General features: G+C 62.5%; 11 protein-coding genes. 4 read left to right on the forward strand and 7 right to left on the reverse strand.

Annotated features, from left to right (window positions below):
- Window positions 1-170: 170 nt before the first annotated feature.
- From METLW4_RS0121965 to METLW4_RS0121985, 4 genes are all read right to left on the reverse strand, one after another.
- Window positions 171-2,381, reverse strand: a complete 2,211-nt coding sequence (locus METLW4_RS0121965) for a TonB-dependent siderophore receptor (RefSeq protein ID WP_018268392.1) — start codon at window positions 2,379-2,381, stop codon at window positions 171-173.
- Window positions 2,382-2,459: 78 nt separating this feature from the next.
- Entirely contained in the window at window positions 2,460-2,849 is a 390-nt protein-coding gene (locus tag METLW4_RS0121970; protein ID WP_018268393.1) for a hypothetical protein, read from the reverse strand.
- A 565-nt stretch (window positions 2,850-3,414) separates the two neighbouring features.
- The gene (locus tag METLW4_RS0121980; protein WP_018268395.1) at window positions 3,415-4,215 is read right to left on the reverse strand and encodes an ABC transporter ATP-binding protein; all 801 of its coding nucleotides are present in this window, start codon (window positions 4,213-4,215) and stop codon (window positions 3,415-3,417) included.
- Window positions 4,208-5,236 carry a FecCD family ABC transporter permease gene (locus tag METLW4_RS0121985; RefSeq protein WP_018268396.1) on the reverse strand — a complete coding sequence of 343 codons (1,029 nt, stop codon included), beginning with the start codon at window positions 5,234-5,236 and terminating at the stop codon, window positions 4,208-4,210. Before METLW4_RS0121985 ends, METLW4_RS0121980 begins: the two co-directional genes overlap by 8 nt.
- Window positions 5,237-6,037: 801 nt before the next feature.
- On the opposite strand from METLW4_RS0121985, the gene METLW4_RS0121995 reads away from it, so the two are divergent.
- From METLW4_RS0121995 to METLW4_RS0122010, 4 genes are all read left to right on the forward strand, one after another.
- Complete coding sequence (locus METLW4_RS0121995; protein ID WP_245258520.1) at window positions 6,038-7,228, forward strand: nitrogenase component 1; 1,191 nt, start codon at window positions 6,038-6,040, stop codon at window positions 7,226-7,228.
- 188 nt (window positions 7,229-7,416) lie between these two features.
- Window positions 7,417-9,612 carry a TonB-dependent receptor gene (locus METLW4_RS0122000; protein WP_018268399.1) on the forward strand — a complete coding sequence of 732 codons (2,196 nt, stop codon included), beginning with the start codon at window positions 7,417-7,419 and terminating at the stop codon, window positions 9,610-9,612.
- Window positions 9,613-9,623: 11 nt separating this feature from the next.
- Window positions 9,624-10,733: an ABC transporter substrate-binding protein gene (locus METLW4_RS0122005; protein ID WP_245258521.1), complete on the forward strand. Its 1,110-nt coding sequence runs from the start codon at window positions 9,624-9,626 to the stop codon at window positions 10,731-10,733.
- Between the two features lie 318 nt (window positions 10,734-11,051).
- Window positions 11,052-11,756, forward strand: a complete 705-nt coding sequence (locus tag METLW4_RS0122010; protein ID WP_245258522.1) for a hypothetical protein — start codon at window positions 11,052-11,054, stop codon at window positions 11,754-11,756.
- Between the two features lie 105 nt (window positions 11,757-11,861).
- On the opposite strand, the gene METLW4_RS0122015 is transcribed toward METLW4_RS0122010, so the two are convergent.
- Genes METLW4_RS0122015 through METLW4_RS0122025 form a run of 3 tightly spaced genes read right to left on the reverse strand, consistent with a single transcriptional unit; the run spans window position 11,862 to window position 15,771 of the window.
- On the reverse strand, window positions 11,862-12,626 hold the full coding sequence (locus tag METLW4_RS0122015; RefSeq protein ID WP_018268402.1) for an ABC transporter ATP-binding protein: 765 nt from the start codon (window positions 12,624-12,626) through the stop codon (window positions 11,862-11,864).
- Window positions 12,614-13,357: an ABC transporter permease gene (locus tag METLW4_RS0122020; RefSeq protein ID WP_018268403.1), complete on the reverse strand. Its 744-nt coding sequence runs from the start codon at window positions 13,355-13,357 to the stop codon at window positions 12,614-12,616. The genes METLW4_RS0122015 and METLW4_RS0122020 overlap by 13 nt, the downstream gene beginning before the upstream one ends.
- The gene (locus METLW4_RS0122025) at window positions 13,354-15,771 is read right to left on the reverse strand and encodes a hypothetical protein (protein ID WP_018268404.1); all 2,418 of its coding nucleotides are present in this window, start codon (window positions 15,769-15,771) and stop codon (window positions 13,354-13,356) included. Before METLW4_RS0122025 ends, METLW4_RS0122020 begins: the two co-directional genes overlap by 4 nt.
- Window positions 15,772-15,801 lie beyond the last annotated feature (30 nt).

Raw genomic sequence — 15,801 nt, forward strand, 5'->3', positions numbered from 1 at the left:
TAAACGGCGATGCTCATTATGCGCGACCCGCCACTGCGCGCATGCCCAGTCGACCTACGGTACGCGTAGGTCGAACGGCCGATATGGCGGAGTTATCGGCTTTCATGGGGCGGTTCTCATAGGGTAGGCTGCGGCGCGGCCCTGGAAGCCGGCCACGCCGCAAAGCTCGATCAGAATTCCACTTTCAGCGAGCCGGTAAAGGCCCGCGGCGATTGCGGAGACACATTCCAGCCGCCGCCGAAGACCTGATAGTAGGTTTTATCGAGGAGATTGTTGATGTTGAGCTGCAGAGTGAGCCGCGTTCCCTGCCAAGCAAAGGAATAGCGCGTCATGAAATTGACTGTCGCATAGCCGGGCACGAGGAAGGTATTGCCGTTGTTGATCGGCGTGTCGCCGCGCGCATAGACGCCGGCGCCGATCGCCAGACCACGCAGGGGCTCATATTGCGGCTCATAGACGCCCCAGACGCTGCCGCTGAAACGCGGCGCGCCATAAAAGCGATTACCCTTGTTGCCGGTGTCGTCCTTGACGATCCTCGCATCGAGATACGAGAAGCTGCCGATGAATTTCAGCTCCGGCGTCAATTGTCCCGAAGCGTCGACATCGACGCCGCGATTGCGAACGGCGCCAGTCGGAACCTGGATGCCCAGCGCTGCGGAAATCGGATCGGAGGCGGGTGACGGGACGTTGGTTTTCTCTATGTCGAACCAAGCGACCGTGCCGGTCAGTCGGCCGTCCCAGAGGCTCGTCTTGACGCCGGCCTCCCATTGGCGGGCTTCCTCCGGCGGCAGATTGTACTGATAAGGCGAGTCATTCGAAAAAATATTCGCCGTGAAGCCTTCGACATAATCGCCGAACAGGCTCACTTCGGGAATTGGCTGCCATAATAGGCCGACGCGCGGCTTGATCACCGCCTGCGCCTCGCGCCCGCTCGATATCTGCAGCGAGGGCGCATAAACCGTCTGCGTGCCGAGCGAGCGCACATTGTCGTAGCGAAAGCCCGCCAGCACATGGAAATTATACGGCAGCTCGATCTGGTCCTGGAGATAGAGTCCGAAAAGGCTCTGATGCTTCTCGAGAGAATAGCTCCAATCGGGCGCGCCGAGCAGATAGAGCGGCAGACCGGTGTGAACCGGATTGTAGAGATCGATCGACGGAGCGGAGAAATTGAACGAACGCGTTCCAGTGCGATGATAGAGCGAGAGATCCGTTCCCGCGAGCACAGTATGGGCGAGGCCGAAGGTCGAGAAATGTCCGGTGACGTCGACGCTCGTGTAATAATTCTGCTCCTTGCTGTCGGGGTTGCTGATCATGCGCTCGACCGTGCAGGACGTTGCGCCGCAGGCGTTGAACGGGCCGATCGCAAGGAGGGCCACTCCCTTGTTGTCGATGAAATTGGCGTCGAAACGATGGGTGAGCGACCAGTCGGCGGAGAAGTCATGCGTCCATTTGAAGCCGACACGGATATTCGTATTGTCGAATTGGCTTCCCGACTCTCCGTAATTGCGTGAGCGCGAGACGGGCGCGATCGCTCTCGGCGTTCCATTCCCGTCGACGAGCAGCGGCGTGCCTAGCTCGAGCGGGCCGGAGCCGTCGAGATAGCGTAGATAAAGGTCGAAACGTGTGTCGGCGGAAGGCTCCCAGTGAATGCGCGGGGCCAGGAATATATGGTGACTATGGACGTATTCGCGGAAAGACTGATCGTTCTCATAGGCGGCGTTGAAGCGATAGAGGATGCTCTTGTCGGCGGTCAGCGGGCCCGTCGCGTCGAGTGTGGTGCGATAATTGGCAAAAGAGCCGATCTGCTGCTGAATGCTGTAATAGGGAGCGTCGAGCGGCTTTTTGGTGGTGAGCTCGATGATTCCGCCGGGATTGATGCGACCGTAGAGGATCGACGCCGGCCCTTTGAGCACTTCCACCTGCTCGACGTCGGCGGTCTCTTCTCTTATCGGCGTGTTGTAATTTTCGACGCGGACGCCGTCGATGAAATATTTATATGTGTCGAAGCCGCGGATCTGATAGCCGGACTGCAGGCCGCCGATCGATGTCGCATAGACGCTGCTGACGTTCTGGACCGCGTCGTCGATGGTGATGACTTGCTGATCCTTCAGCACCTGTTGAGGCACGACGACCACATCGACCGGCGTTTTCATGATCGGCGTGTCTGTGCGCGTCGCGAGGCTCGTATCGGTCCGCGTGTAGGACTGCGGTCCATTCGCCTCTCCTCCGGCGGCCCGCGGGCGAGCGCTGTCGCGCGCCGCCATATCCTTGCCGATTTCGATCGTCGGCAAGGATTCCTGCGCGAAGGAAAAGGAGGGTGAGGCGAGCGCTATCGTCAGCGCGCCAAAAGAGGCGGAGACCCGTCGTTTGGAACGTAGCATGAAATTCTCCTTGAGCGGCCGCTCTGGGCCGTCTCGACCGAAGTAGGGAATACGCAGCCGCAAGGCCGCGCCGTCGGTTCAGGAGAAGAAGGGAGGCGCGCGCGAGCACCAGCCGCCACCCCAACCGAGCGGGGGGCCGCCGGCTCGCTCAGAGGGCATATTGGCGATACGCGTGAGGTCTCGCGCGGGAGCGGGAAGTTCGGCGTCCGAACGAGCGGAGACGAGCGGAAGGCCGGCCGCCGCCGGACAGGCGAGACAGCAAGTCTGACAATCGCGCCGATGATCGTGCTTATGCCCGCGCTCGCCGTCGCATTGTCCGGAGTCGCTCGCCTGCACGGCGCTCGTGCGCAGAATCTCCGCCTCGGCGGAGAATGGCGCGGGAGCCACGGCCTGGGCGACGAGCAGCCAAGCGGCCGCGAGCACGAAAATCGCGCGCGTGAAGAGCCGCAGCTGTCGAAAACATCGCATCAGCGATTTGACCCATGGAGGCCGGACCGATCGACCCGAGCATCGGTTCCTCGCATGTGAATATCTCACGAAACTCTCACCCGAGCGCCGGGCCCGAAATTCCTACGTGCTGTGGCGCCTTTGCCACATGGACGTGACGCTTACGGCGCAGATTCGGGGCGCTTGTCAGCGGAGGCCGGATCGGGAAGAGTCGGACGGTCCTGCTCGTGGCGAGCCTATAGGATTGTAGACGCAGGGAGCGGCGCGTAAAGGCGCAAGTATCCGTGATAACTCGCGACCTGCGAGACGTCGTGCTCGTAATATCGAAAGGCGAGGCGCTTCTCGCGTCGCTCGCGCCCCCAATATTCATTCACGAAATCCGTGCGCGAATAGATCAGGCCTCGAGGTCGAGGAACCTCCACCCTATCGAAGCCGCGCTGGATGGCCAGCCGCTTGGCGACGCGAAACGCCTCGCAGTGCGGCTGCGAAGATTCCGGCGTGATCTGGCCCGAGGCGGCTCATGGCGCGACGGGCGGCCATTCGCGTGAGGCGTCGCTCGAGGCCGCGTCAGACATACCCGAGCCTCTCACTCGGCGCTGAGTGTCTCGTCGGAACGATGACGCGCCGACTTCGCCATGAGGATCGGCGTGATCGTCTCGATCTCGCAGCCTTCGTGCTCGAAGGCGATGCGTTTCAGCGGCGCGCGATAGAGCGAGCAGAGATTGTCCTCGGTCAAAATCTCGCGCGCCCTGCCGCAAAGATAATCGCCTTGCCCGCGCATCAGCAGCGCCTCGTCGGCGACCGCCAGAGCATGATGCGGATGATGCGTCGTCATCACGATCGTCAGCCCGTCGTCGCGCGCGAGGGCGGAGATGCGCTCGAGGACGAACGATTGGTTCTCGAGGTCGAGCGCCGATGTCGGTTCGTCGAGAACGAGAATATCGGCTTCCGCGACGAGCGCCCGCGCGAAGATGACAAGCTGACGCTGGCCGCCCGAGAGCTCTCCGAAGGACCGCTCCGCGTAGTCGGCCATGCCGAAGCGATCGAGCGCAGCGAGCGCCGCCGCCTCGTCGGCGCGCGAGGGCTGCGAGAACAAGCCGATCTTTCGGGCGCGCCCCATCAGCGCCATGTCGAGCGCGGTATAGTCGAAGGTGACCTCGAAGAGCTGCGGCACGAAAGCGATGCGCCCATTCACCGTGAGGGCGCCCTCGCAGGGCTTCAGCGCGCCGATGAGGAGATGCAGCAGCGTCGTCTTGCCCCGCCCATTGGGGCCGAGCAGCGCGAAGACGCGGCCGCGCGCGACGCGTAGGTCGCAATGGCGCAGCACCCATTGGTTCGGCCGATAGAAATAGCCGAGGTCGGTAAGGGCGATCGCCGGCTCACTCACGCATCCAGCCTTTCGATTGCGTCTTCCAGAACAGGAAAGCGAAGATCGGCGCGCCGACCGCGCTGGTCAGCAGACCGATCGGAATCTCCTGCTCGGTCGCGCTGCGCGCGATATCATCCATGGCGAGGAGATAAATGCCGCCGAGACAAGCGGAGGTGGGCAAGAGGCGTGTATGCTCCGGCCCGACCAGCATGCGCGCGAGATGCGGCACGATGAGCCCGACCCAGCCGACGCCGCCCGAGACGGAGACTTGCGCGGCGACGAGCAGGGCCACGAGACCCATCAGCCCCCAGCGCAAGGCTTCGACATTGGCGCCGAGCGCCGCAGCGTCGGTCTCGCCGAGCGAGAGCAGATTGATGCGCCAGCGCAAAGCGAGCAGCGCCGCGCCCGCAAAGAGCGTGACGCCGGCGACGACCGCCACCTTTTCGTAAGTGGCGCCGGCGAAGCTGCCGAGCAGCCAATAGACGATGGAGGGCAGCTTCACCAAAGGATCGGCGAGGGTCTGCAACAGGCCGACGAGCGAGCCGCAGAAGCCGCCGACGATGACGCCGGAGAGCACGAGAGCGAGCGTGCTGGCGCGTCCGGTGAGCCGAGCGAGCGCGAAAGCGGCGGCGAGCGCGCCGAGGCCGGAGCCGAAGGCCAGACCGACGATGGCGAGCGGCGGCCAGGACAGCATGATGGCGGCGACGCCGCCGAGCGCTGCGCCGGAGGAGACGCCGGCGATCTCCGGCCCGACGAGCGGATTGCGAAAGACGCCCTGCATCGCCGCGCCCGACATCGCGAGCCCCATGCCGCAGAGCGTGACGAGCAGAATGCGCGGCATGCGCACGATCTCGACGACGACCCAGGGGGCGTTCTCGTAATCGCCGACGGCGTTGATCGGGAAGGTGGTGAAGACAATGCGCGCGACATCGGCGAAGGGGACGGGATAGCGGCCCAGAGTCAGCGAAAACAGCATGAGGAGAGCAATGGCTATCGAGAGAAGGATGGAAACATGATCGGTGCCCGGCTTGTGAAGCATTTCCGACCCGATCCCCATCATAAGGTCCTGCCTGCGCGCTGAAATGCGCTGTCTATGTAATTACGTTATATTGATTTTTCGACGAGAAAAAGCCGTTTCTTCGAGCGCCCGTGGCCTCGACATGCGGCGCAGGCGCGCCGCCCGCTTCGGCGCCCATGGTCGACCGCGCGAATTCGGACAAATAACGGAATAGCGAGATCGAATAGGATCCGAGGTCCAATATCTTTATCTGGAACGGCTTCGATAAAGAGAGGACGTTTGGGGAGAAGGGATGCCGTTCTGCGTCCGTCGAGAGCAGCCGGGACAGTGGGCGGCGGCGGCCGGCCTCCAATATCGATTCGTGCAAATATTGTGTTACATAACGGACAAAATTTCTATTCGTTTCCAGACAAATAAAAAAGCGTTGACTGCTTTCAGCTATTCTGTTGGCTATATGGCGTCGCCCTTTCGTTCGAGCTCGCCGTGCCTCGCAACCCGCTGCTTCCGAAACTGCAGAAAAAGCCGATCCGTTGGCGCATCGGAGCCCTCAAAGGCACGATCGGAGTCCCTTCGATGGCGGCCGCGGCGCCTCTCGCGACAATCGAAGCGTCCTGCGAGCCCTTTTACAAAAAGGATCCTCGCGGCCGGAAACCAAAGCCGCCCGCGAAGGCGCGCCCGACTCGGGATCTTCGACGAGATTCGGGTCATTTCGAGACGATCGAAACGCGCACGCCGCCCTCCTATCCGAACGCCGGAAAAATCGACTTCTGCTCTGGCGGTCTGCTCGGCCATACGGTCGCGAGCTGGGCGTCGGCGCTGGACATGATCCCGCTCGATCACGGCCCGGTCGGCTGCGGCGCCTATGGGCAGACCATGCGCCTGACGACGCCCGGCCAGCTCCAAGGGGTCGAGAGCTTCAGCGCGCTTCATGCCTGCACCGATCTTCGAAGCGAGGATATCGGCGACGCCGGTGATCGCCGCCTCGCACGCGCGATCGACGAAATCGCGGAGCTATTTCCACTGGCGCGCGGAACTGTCATCGCGAGCGAAGAGCCGATGCCCGCGCTCGGCGCCAATATCGCCGGAATTGCGAAAGCCAAAATGGCCGAGCAGCGAAGGCTGATTCTGCCGCTCTGCGGCTACCGATCCTGGGTGGTCGAGACCGCGGCCACGCTGCGCGCCGCCGAGCTGCTGCATCCGCTCGCGACGAGCAACAGCAAGCGCGTGGTTCTCCCCTATTCCCGGGAGGCGACCGCGCTCGTCTGGATCGTCAGCAAGCTGCTGATGGAGATCGGCCTCGAGCCTGTTCATGAAATGACGCAATCATCTGCGATCGATCTCGCCCGCGTGAGCGATTGCAAATTGGTGATTGGATTCGCGAGCAAGGCGGACGCGCTCGACGAGCGATTGCGCGGCGGCTACGCCGATCTGCTGCATCGATGGTTCGCGACGCCGATCGTCTGGACATGCTTCGAGAGCCCATCCATGACGACGGCCTCTTTGCGCTCCATCGCGAAGCGCTTCGATCGCCGTGTCGCGCGTCGCGTCGACGAGGCGATCGTGAAGGGCGAGGCGCTCGTAGCGAAGACCATCGAGCTTTATCGGCCGCGGCTAGAGGGAAAGCTGGTTCTGTTCTTTCGGCCGATGACCGAGGCGCAGCTCGAGCCCTATCGTCTTCTCGGGCTCCGCATCGGCGACGCATCGGGCTGGACAGGCAAGACCGGCAAGCAGCGCACGCCACGCCTGAAATGCGACGGCGACGATCCAGACGAGAGAGCGATCGACTCGTACATATCCGAAGCGAAGCCCGATCTCGTGATGCATTTCGGCAATGGCGAAACGCGCGGCGAATATGAGTGGCGCAAGCGCGGTCAGGTCGCGCTTCCCTTCTCGCCTTTCTTCGACCGAAAGGGCAACGCCTTCTGGGGCTATGATGGCTTCGCGTGTCTCGCGGCCGCTCTCGACCGCGCGATGAATGCGACTTGGCGGGATCTCGTTCAGCCGCCTTGGTGACGTTTCTGCGTCGATATTTTCAGCCATGACCGGAGCTTTGAAAGTCGCACCTTCGCGGCGCGGGGACGCGCGTCCGTGCGGCTCTCATCGACGAGCTCCGTGTCACGGCTAGCGAACTCAGTCCGGCCGCCGAGCGGCAACCACGGGGGTGCTGAAGGATGAAGACCACGACACATTCTGCGAGCTGCATGATCGCTCGCGCTCTGCTGGCCAGCGCTTCGGTCGTCGCCATCATGGGCTCGTTCGGCCGAGCCAGCGCGCAGGAAGCGACGACGCTTCCTCCAATCGATATCGCCGCCGCGCGCGCCGCCAGCGATCACCGAGGCGGTGGCGCGAATGGCGGCGCCGCGGCCGGCTATCGTTTCGACGCGACATCGACGACCGGCCCTTGGGGCGAAAGGGCGTTACAGGATACGCCTTATTCGGTCTATTCGGTGAGCACTCCTTATATAGAAAACCGCGTCTTCTCGACGACGGACGAGGTCTTCCGCGTCAATCCGCTCACCCAGCTCAATATGGGGCAGGGGCGCGGCTACGGCTCGGCGATCTTTATTCGTGGCGTCAAGCAGCAGAGCGGCTTCAGCCAGATCGACGGCCTCAACATGTCGGGCGTCACCGATCTCGTGCTGTCCTTGGAGGACAAGGAGCGCGTCGATGTTCTCTCCGGCCTCTCCGGCTTCCTCTATGGGCCGGCGCATGTCGGCGGACTGGTCAATTTCGTCACCAAGCGGCCGACGCCGACGCCATTCTCGAGCGTGACTTTCGGCAATTACGGCGGCTCGCAACCTTTCGTGCATGTCGATCTCGGCGGCCCGTTCGAGAAGGGAAGCGACTTCGGATATAGGCTCAACTTCGTGAAGAGCAGCGGCGAAACGGCGATCGACGACAATTTCGTCGACAGATGGCTCGTCAGCGGCGCGCTCGATTGGCGGCCGCTGCAGGAGCTGCTGTTTCAGATCAATTATTCGCATCAGCATATCTATGAGAAAGGCACGCTCGCCGATTGGGGATCGTTCAACGGAACCTTTCCGCATTTCAGCGCGAGCATTCTCGATCCCGCGAAAAATTATGGCCAGCCATGGACGTTCAACAAGAACGACATGGACGTGCTCGGAGCCAATGTCACCTATGACGTGACGCGCAATGTGAAATTTCGCGCCGCCTATCAATATGTCGACATCGAGAGCGAGAACCTCTATGCGGGCGATAATATCGCATATAGCAATGGTTCATACTCCTATTCCCTCGCGTCTCTTTATAATGCGCCGCATGTGCAGCGAAATCAGGCATGGTACGCCTTTACCGACTATGACCTCGACCTTCTCCCGATAAAAGCCAAGACGACATTCGGGCTCTATGGATCCAGCTACTCGCTACGCCAGCATCAGGACAACACGCTGTTCAAGGGCCTCGGGACTTTCCCCGTTGCCGCTGATCCCGTCTATGTCACGCGTCCGATCTTCACGAATGGCGCGCAACCGTATTTCCGACAGCAGCAGCTGGATCAAACGAATTGGATCATCGGCGAGGACATCGCTTTCAACGATCAGTGGTCGCTGCTCGCCGGCGCGAGCCTCGCCAATATAAAGGCGACGAATTTCAATACCAATGGAACGGTGTCGAGCTATTTCGACAAGACCAGGCTCACGCCGACCGCCTCCCTGATCTATAAGCCGCTGCCCTGGCTGACAGGCTATGGAACCTACATCCAATCGCTCCAAAATGGCGGAACCGCCTCGACCAGCTTCTCCTCATTGCCAGTGACCAACGCCAGTCAGGCGCTCAGTCCGACGACCAGCGAGCAGGTCGAGATCGGCGCGAAAGCCAATGTCTCGCAAATTCTTCTGACTGCCGCTCTGTTCCAGATCGACAAAGCCAACACCTTTTACAAAGCGAATGGCGCCAGCTACACATTCACCAATGATGGGCGGCAGCTTCATCGCGGTCTCGAAATGACGGCGACGGGCAAGATATTCGATGATCTCACCGTCACCGGCGGCTTCACGCTGCTCGATGCGAAGATCACCCAGACCAACACATTCTATCTTCTCGGCCAGCCTCCCGCAGGCTCGGCGAAAAACATGGGGAAGCTCTATGTCGAATATCGCCTGCCCTTCGTGCCGGGGCTGACATTGACAGGCGGCTTCAACTATGTCGGCCCACAGGTCGGCAATGTCTTCGCGCCGACGAATGTGCGCGCGATCGAATGGCTGCCCTCTTACGTGACCGGCGACATCGGGCTACGCTACGAGACCCGCATTTTCGATACGGAGACGATCTGGCGCGTCGACATGACCAATATCGCCAACGCATCCTATTGGCAGCAGACTGAAATGCTGGGAGCGCCGCGCACCGTCGCTTTTTCGGCGACCGCGAAATTCTAAAGGGACGGAGATTGCGTTCTTTCACGACTGTGAGCCTCGCTTTCCTGCCGATCCTGGGCCTGGGATTGGCGGCGGCAGGCCCGCATGTCGCATCGCCTTCGCCACATAGATCGATCAAGGATATGAGAGGCCGCGACGTCACCGCCGCGGTCCCGGCGCGCCACGCCCTCATCTTTGCGCCAGTGGCCTCGATCTATCTCACGGTAGACGGAGATCCCGGACATATCGCCGCTACCAGCAGTTCACGTTCCAGCGGAAACGAATTGAGCCGCGGGTTGCTGCGTCGCGTGTTTCCCTCGGTGCGCGACCTCGCGCCGGCGCCGACGTCAGGAGGCGACACCGTCGTGCCCGGCGACCCGGAAGCTATTCTGATGACGCGCAGCGACGCGATCCTGTCATGGTCCTGGTTCGCCGCGCCCTTGCTGAGAATCGGCGCGCCATTGGCGCAGCTCGATAGCCGAGCGTCTGGCGATGTGTCGCACAGCGTGGAACAGCTCTGGCGCTTGATCGGCGCCCTCGCCGATAGGCGAGAGCGTGTGGATTTCCTGATTCGTCGTCACCAGGCGGAGCTCGGCGCTTTTTCGAAGGAGCGCCCCGCCGCGCCAATTCGTCGCAAGGTCGCTTATCTCTTCCAGATCGACCCGCTGATCATGGCTTTCGGCGGAACGGGCATCGACGCCGACCTCGATCAGGTGAATGCGGAAAATGTCGCAGCCTCGCTCCATTCCCCTCATATGACGATCGAGGAGCTGATCGCGCGCGCGCCGGATGTCATCATAATTTCCGGCTATCCGAAAGACGACGCCGTTCATCGCTTGCTCGACAATGCGGCGTTACGATGCGTGCCCGCGGTCCGATCACGACGAGTCTATCGCGAGCCGCGTGGTGGAATGCGCATGGAAGGATTGGTCGAGGAGCCGATCATGCTGCAATGGATGTCCGAAATCATCTATCCAGAGACGGAGCGACGATTTCGCAGTAAGCTGCGGCAGGCTTATGCGGATGTCTATGGCTTCAGCCTCACGGACGATGCGATCGACGAGACCCTGGTTTTGCGAGAGAATGCGGACTCTGCGGATTACGCCCGCTTCCTCGCTTCGACCGACACGGAGCGACGCTGAGCCATGCCGCGAGAAATCATCGTCACCGGCGTTCATCTTCACGCCAACGCCGCGCCATGCTTCCATCATTGCCGCTATTGCCAGCTGAAGAGCTACCGGCTGCGACCAGCGCCTATCGAACGTTTTGTCGCCCTGGTCGAACGCTTCATCGAATGGCGCAATGCCGGACACCAAGATTTCGAGATCGCGCCTTGGTATGGGAACAGCCATGATTATTCATTGGCGACCACCAAAGCGCTTCGCGAGCTGGAGAAGAAGCTCGGCTGGACAAGCCATGTCGTTCTGCTCGGCGGCGTCGCGCATCGATCGCGACAAGAGATGAAGCAATGGCTGCTGGAGCGGCGTGATCTCGGGATCGACACAGTGGTCGCGACGTTCAGCGGCCATGGCGCTCGCCACGATCATTGGAACAATATGGCCGGCAACTACCAATTCCAGCTCGACGCCCTTCACTTGGCGGCGGAGATCGGCATGAAGCTGCAACAGCGTATTTTGTTGATCCGCGACAGTGTTCCGAGCTTGGACGAGCTGCTGGACGATCTGGACCGCGGTCCAGCGACGTCTCGCGAACGCTGGGCCGTCCCGCTTTTCTATTCCGGCGTGGCGCGTGGTCTCGAGGAGCAGCGTCTGACCGAGGTGGAGATCGATTCGCTTCCGGCGCGCGTCAAGGATTGTCTTCGTGATGATAGGCCCAATTGGCGATCCGAAAAAAATTGGATCGAGCATGTCCGCCAGTCGCCCGATGACGAAGCGGAAGCGATGGCCATCAGCCTCCCGCTCGATGAGCAAAGTCTCGATTGGGCGGATGCGCGCTCCTGCGATCAAATCATCACAGAACTCATAGCGCGCTGGCGTGCGGCCCATCTCGCCGCGCCCTCTCGCAAGGAATTATGCGAAGGCTATGGCGACGTCGCCAATGATAGGCTGTATTTCAACGTGCAGCAGATGGAAAAAGCTTGGTTCGATCGCTACAAGAAGGACAACATCTGTCGGTTCGATATCAGTGCCACAAAATTTTCGTGAATTCCACGACTCCATTGCCGCCCGCGCGGGAGGGCCGCCGAGCATCTCGAATTTGAGGCGTAGGCCCGCGAAAAACAAAATTCGATCGACATATTTCGCCGCGCGTCAGCCCGACGGATCGTTACGCAGCTTCGACTCGACGACCGCGGCGATGTCGCGGAGTCGCGGATCGGCGCGTCGTCGCGGACGCGCGACGTCGATCGCGACCGAGGCGCGAACCTCGCCCGGCTTGCCGCCGAGCGCGATCACGCGATCAGCGAGATAGACCGCTTCGTCGATATCATGCGTCACGAAGAGAATCGTCTTGCCCGTCTCGCGCCAGAGCATAAGCAGATCATCCTGCAAGCGTTGCCGCGTCGGCGTGTCGAGCGCGGAGAACGGCTCGTCCATCAGCAGCAGGTCGGGCCGCACTGCGAGCGCGCGCGCCAGAGCGACGCGCTGCCTCTGTCCGCCGGAGAGCTGATGCGGAAAGCGTTCGCCATAGCCCTCGAGACCGACGCCGCGCAATGCCTCCAGCGCGCGGATGTGGCGCTCCTCTTTCGAGAGCTTTGTCTTCTCGAGGCCGAGCGCCACATTGGCCTCGACGCGTCGCCAGGGAAGCAATCGCGCATCCTGGAACACCAGCGCCATCGCGCACTCGGATCGCGAGTCGAAACGCAGCACGCCGGCCGAAGGTTCCGCGAGGCCGATGAGCACGCGCAGCAAGGTCGATTTTCCGACGCCGGAGGCGCCGAGAATCGCGATGAATTCCCCGCGCGCGATGGAAAGATCGAGCCGCTCCAGCACAGCGACATGAGCGCCGTCATGGTCATAGCCGAGCGCCAGCTCCTCGATCTCGATGAGCGGCGGCGGAGGCGTCACGCCTTCCATGTGAGAAGCCTCGATTGTGCGAAGATGAAGGCCATGTCGATCAGGCCATAGAGCGCCGCCATGGTCAGCATGTAGACGACGACGATATCGGTGGCGAGCAGGCTGGATGCCTGATTCATGCGCTGCCCAAGGCCGGCGACCCCGAACAATTCGGCCGCGACCACCGCCATCCACGCCTGGCCGAGCGAGGTGCGCACGCCGACGAGAATGCCAGGCAGGCTCGCCGGAAACTGCACCTTCACCAGTTTCTCCCAGCTGGTTCTGAAACCGAATGCGGCCGCCACCTCGACGAGATCGCGATCGACATTGCGAATGGCCCCGTGAGCCGAGAAATAGACGATCCAAAACACGCCGACGGCGATGATGAACACCGCCGCCTTCTCCTCGACGCCGAACCAGAGAATAGCGAAAGGAATCCAGGCGAGTCCGGGGATGGGACGAAGAATGCGCGTGATCCAGGCAGTCGCCCATTCGAGCGGCGGATGCGCGCCGGTCGCCACGCCCGCCGCAGCGCCGAGCGTCACGCCGACGAGCAGCCCGGCGAGATAATGCGAGAGGCTCGCGCCGACGCAGGCGAGCCAGACGCCATTCTGCAGCTCGCGCCAGAAGGCGCCGGGCAATTGGCTGGGCACGGGCAGAAGCGCGCGCGCTCCCGGCGTGAACAATGGCGCCAGCTCCCATGCGCCGAGGAATAGCGCGAGACCAAGCAAGGAGGCGAGGCGCTGTTTCACTTCGCCTCTCCTGCGTCCTGTCCATCGCCGAAGGTGATGAACAGCGCCGACGACCACACTTTCGCGTCGTCGCGCTGACGGCCGAATAGATAGATCGGGCGGAATCCGAACGGGCCGTTGCGCGGCTCGAGCGTGAATCGTCCCGCGATGTCGCGTGGAAGCGGCGCGTCTGTGAGACGCTCGAAAGCAACGAACATTTCGGCCCCGCCGAGCTCCCATCGCAACTCGCCCTTCTCGAGCAGCTCGCTTCCCGTCGCCTCGAAGCGAAACTCCGGCGCATGGACGAAAGGCGCGGGAAAACGCGGATCGCCGACCTTCACGAAACCGCCGATCGTTCCCTCGATGATAAAGCGCGCGGCGGAAAGATCATCGATCTCGAGCTCCAACGCGTCGGAGTCGCCATAGGTCTCCGAGCGAAAAGCGATGTCGGTCGCTCCCGAGCGCCAAGCGCTCTCCTCGTCATGCTCGAAGCCGACGCTCGCAAAGCTGCGCACGACGGCGCCCTGCACGCGCAGACGGCCGTTCCAGCTCGCCCAGCGATAGCGATCCTTTATTCGCGCGCCGCCCCAGCGCAGCCGCACACGCTTGCGCGAGAAGCCGAGCTCGGCATGGAGATTCCGGCGCCAGAGCAGCCCCTCATGGTCGAAGGCGGCGATCTCGTCGAAGCCGACGTCGCCGAGGAAGCGATAGTCGATCTCGGCCGGCCCTCGATGCGCGAAGGCGTCGCCTTGGAGGCGATCGCCGCACCGGACGATGAGCGCGACATGTTCCCCGGTCGTCGCGAAACTATGACGCGCGCGCAAGGCGCGGCCGATCGTGACACGGTCGAGGCTTTCGGCGAAAACGCCGGTCAGCCCTCCGCGCACGCCGAACACTTGCACGCCGGGCGCGCCGCCGCCCGGCCGACCGCGATGCTCGTCGCTGTTCGCGCAGACGCCGAGCCGATAGCCGCGGGCGATCACGTCATGATAGAGCCAGGGGAAATGCCCCCACGCCGAGGCGATCTCGACGAGCCGCTCGAGCTCGGGGTGGTGCCAATCGGCGATATAGCGCCGCCCGCCGACATGTGGCACGACGAGATGGGTCTCCGGCGAATGGCCGTAAGCGTCCCACAGCTCGTTCACCGGCCAGCGGCCGAGCTCGACCTTCGGAGACTTCATGTCCTCGTTCCAGGACAGGGTGCGATTGTGCCGCCCTTGTGCGTCATATGGAAAGTCTGGCTCGTCGTCGCCGAGGAAGATCACCTTGTGATCGCCTCCCGCCGTCGAGCTTCCGCACCATTCCTGCACCGGATAGGTCACAAAGCGTCCTGGCGCGTCGAGCGCGTTCACGGCGGCGACGCCGTCATGCCAATTGGCGTCGGTGATCTGAAAATCATTCGCCGTGTAGCCGAACACATCGACGCCGCCGACATCGCGCGCGAAGGCGGCGTTGTAGGAGGGGCTGTTGGTGCCGACCGTGTCATGCGCATGAACATGCAGATCGGCGTAGAAGCCGCGCGGCGCCGGCGCGTCCGCGAAGACCGTGAGATAGGCCCGAGCCGTGGGAATCGCGTGCGCCTCCGGCTCGGCGGCCAGCGTCACGTCTCCCCGATCGGTAGGAACATCCTCTATTGCGACGCTCGCCCAGCCTTTTTCGGGAAAGACGAGCTCGCGGGACGCGATCGTGTCGGCGCCCGCGAGAATCGAGAGATGGATGCGGCCGGGAAAGTCGCTGACGATATTACCCCAGCGATCGAGCGCCGAGAGCCGGAATGGCGCGCGAGCGCCCGGGCGCGCGAAACGCGGGCCGACGAGCGACAGCCGCGCCGGCGCGCCGGCGACGACGCGCAGCGAGACATCCCCCGGCACCGCGACGTAACGTGACGTGCCGAGCGGGTCGACATAGGCGCGAAAGCGAAAATCATCGTCGACGAAGGTCTGGACCCGCGTGCCGGGTCCGCCGGCCCGTCGATCGCCCAACCGGATGACGATATGGTCGCCCATGTTGAGATAGCCGTCGATCACATCGACGATCAGGGCCTTCTGATAAGGCCGCTCATGTCCCTTTTGATCGAAGCGGACCGAAAGATGCTGCACGCTCGCCGGTGATTGTCCGGGAGCCAGCGGGCCGGCCTGATATTCGACGCTGAGATAATCGGCGCCTTTCGGGTCGACGGTCTGGAACAGCGCCCAGTCCGAATAAAATTTGAACGTGGCCTTGAAGGTCGCGCCGTCGGCGACGCCGCTCGCGCCGACTTCATAGTCCAGAAGGATTTCCTGCCAGGATCCGGCCTCCGCTTCGTCGAGGCTGCAAGTGAGCTGGCCGGCGAAGGGAGCTTGCTTCATCTTCTCATAGAGCCCTTCCGGCGCGACCGGCGCCGAGGGTCGCGCTCCCGATGGCCGGGTCCGCGCGCTATCCTTCTCATCCGACAATCCGGCCCTCCTTCTGTTCTATTTCGACCA

Source organism: Methylosinus sp. LW4, from assembly GCF_000379125.1.
In the GTDB taxonomy this organism is placed as follows: domain Bacteria; phylum Pseudomonadota; class Alphaproteobacteria; order Rhizobiales; family Beijerinckiaceae; genus Methylosinus.

Excerpts from the sequence above, each read along its gene's own strand:
- METLW4_RS0121965 (WP_018268392.1), bottom strand. The coding sequence starts at position 2,381 with ATGCTACGTTCCAAACGACGGGTCTCCGCCTCTTTTGGCGCGCTGACG.
- METLW4_RS0121970 (WP_018268393.1), bottom strand. The coding sequence starts at position 2,849 with ATGCGATGTTTTCGACAGCTGCGGCTCTTCACGCGCGCGATTTTCGTG.
- METLW4_RS0121985 (WP_018268396.1), bottom strand. The coding sequence starts at position 5,236 with ATGCTTCACAAGCCGGGCACCGATCATGTTTCCATCCTTCTCTCGATA.
- METLW4_RS0121995 (WP_245258520.1), top strand. The coding sequence starts at position 6,038 with ATGATCCCGCTCGATCACGGCCCGGTCGGCTGCGGCGCCTATGGGCAG.
- METLW4_RS0122000 (WP_018268399.1), top strand. The coding sequence starts at position 7,417 with ATGATCGCTCGCGCTCTGCTGGCCAGCGCTTCGGTCGTCGCCATCATG.
- METLW4_RS0122010 (WP_245258522.1), top strand. The coding sequence starts at position 11,052 with ATGAAGCAATGGCTGCTGGAGCGGCGTGATCTCGGGATCGACACAGTG.
- METLW4_RS0122015 (WP_018268402.1), bottom strand. The coding sequence starts at position 12,626 with ATGGAAGGCGTGACGCCTCCGCCGCCGCTCATCGAGATCGAGGAGCTG.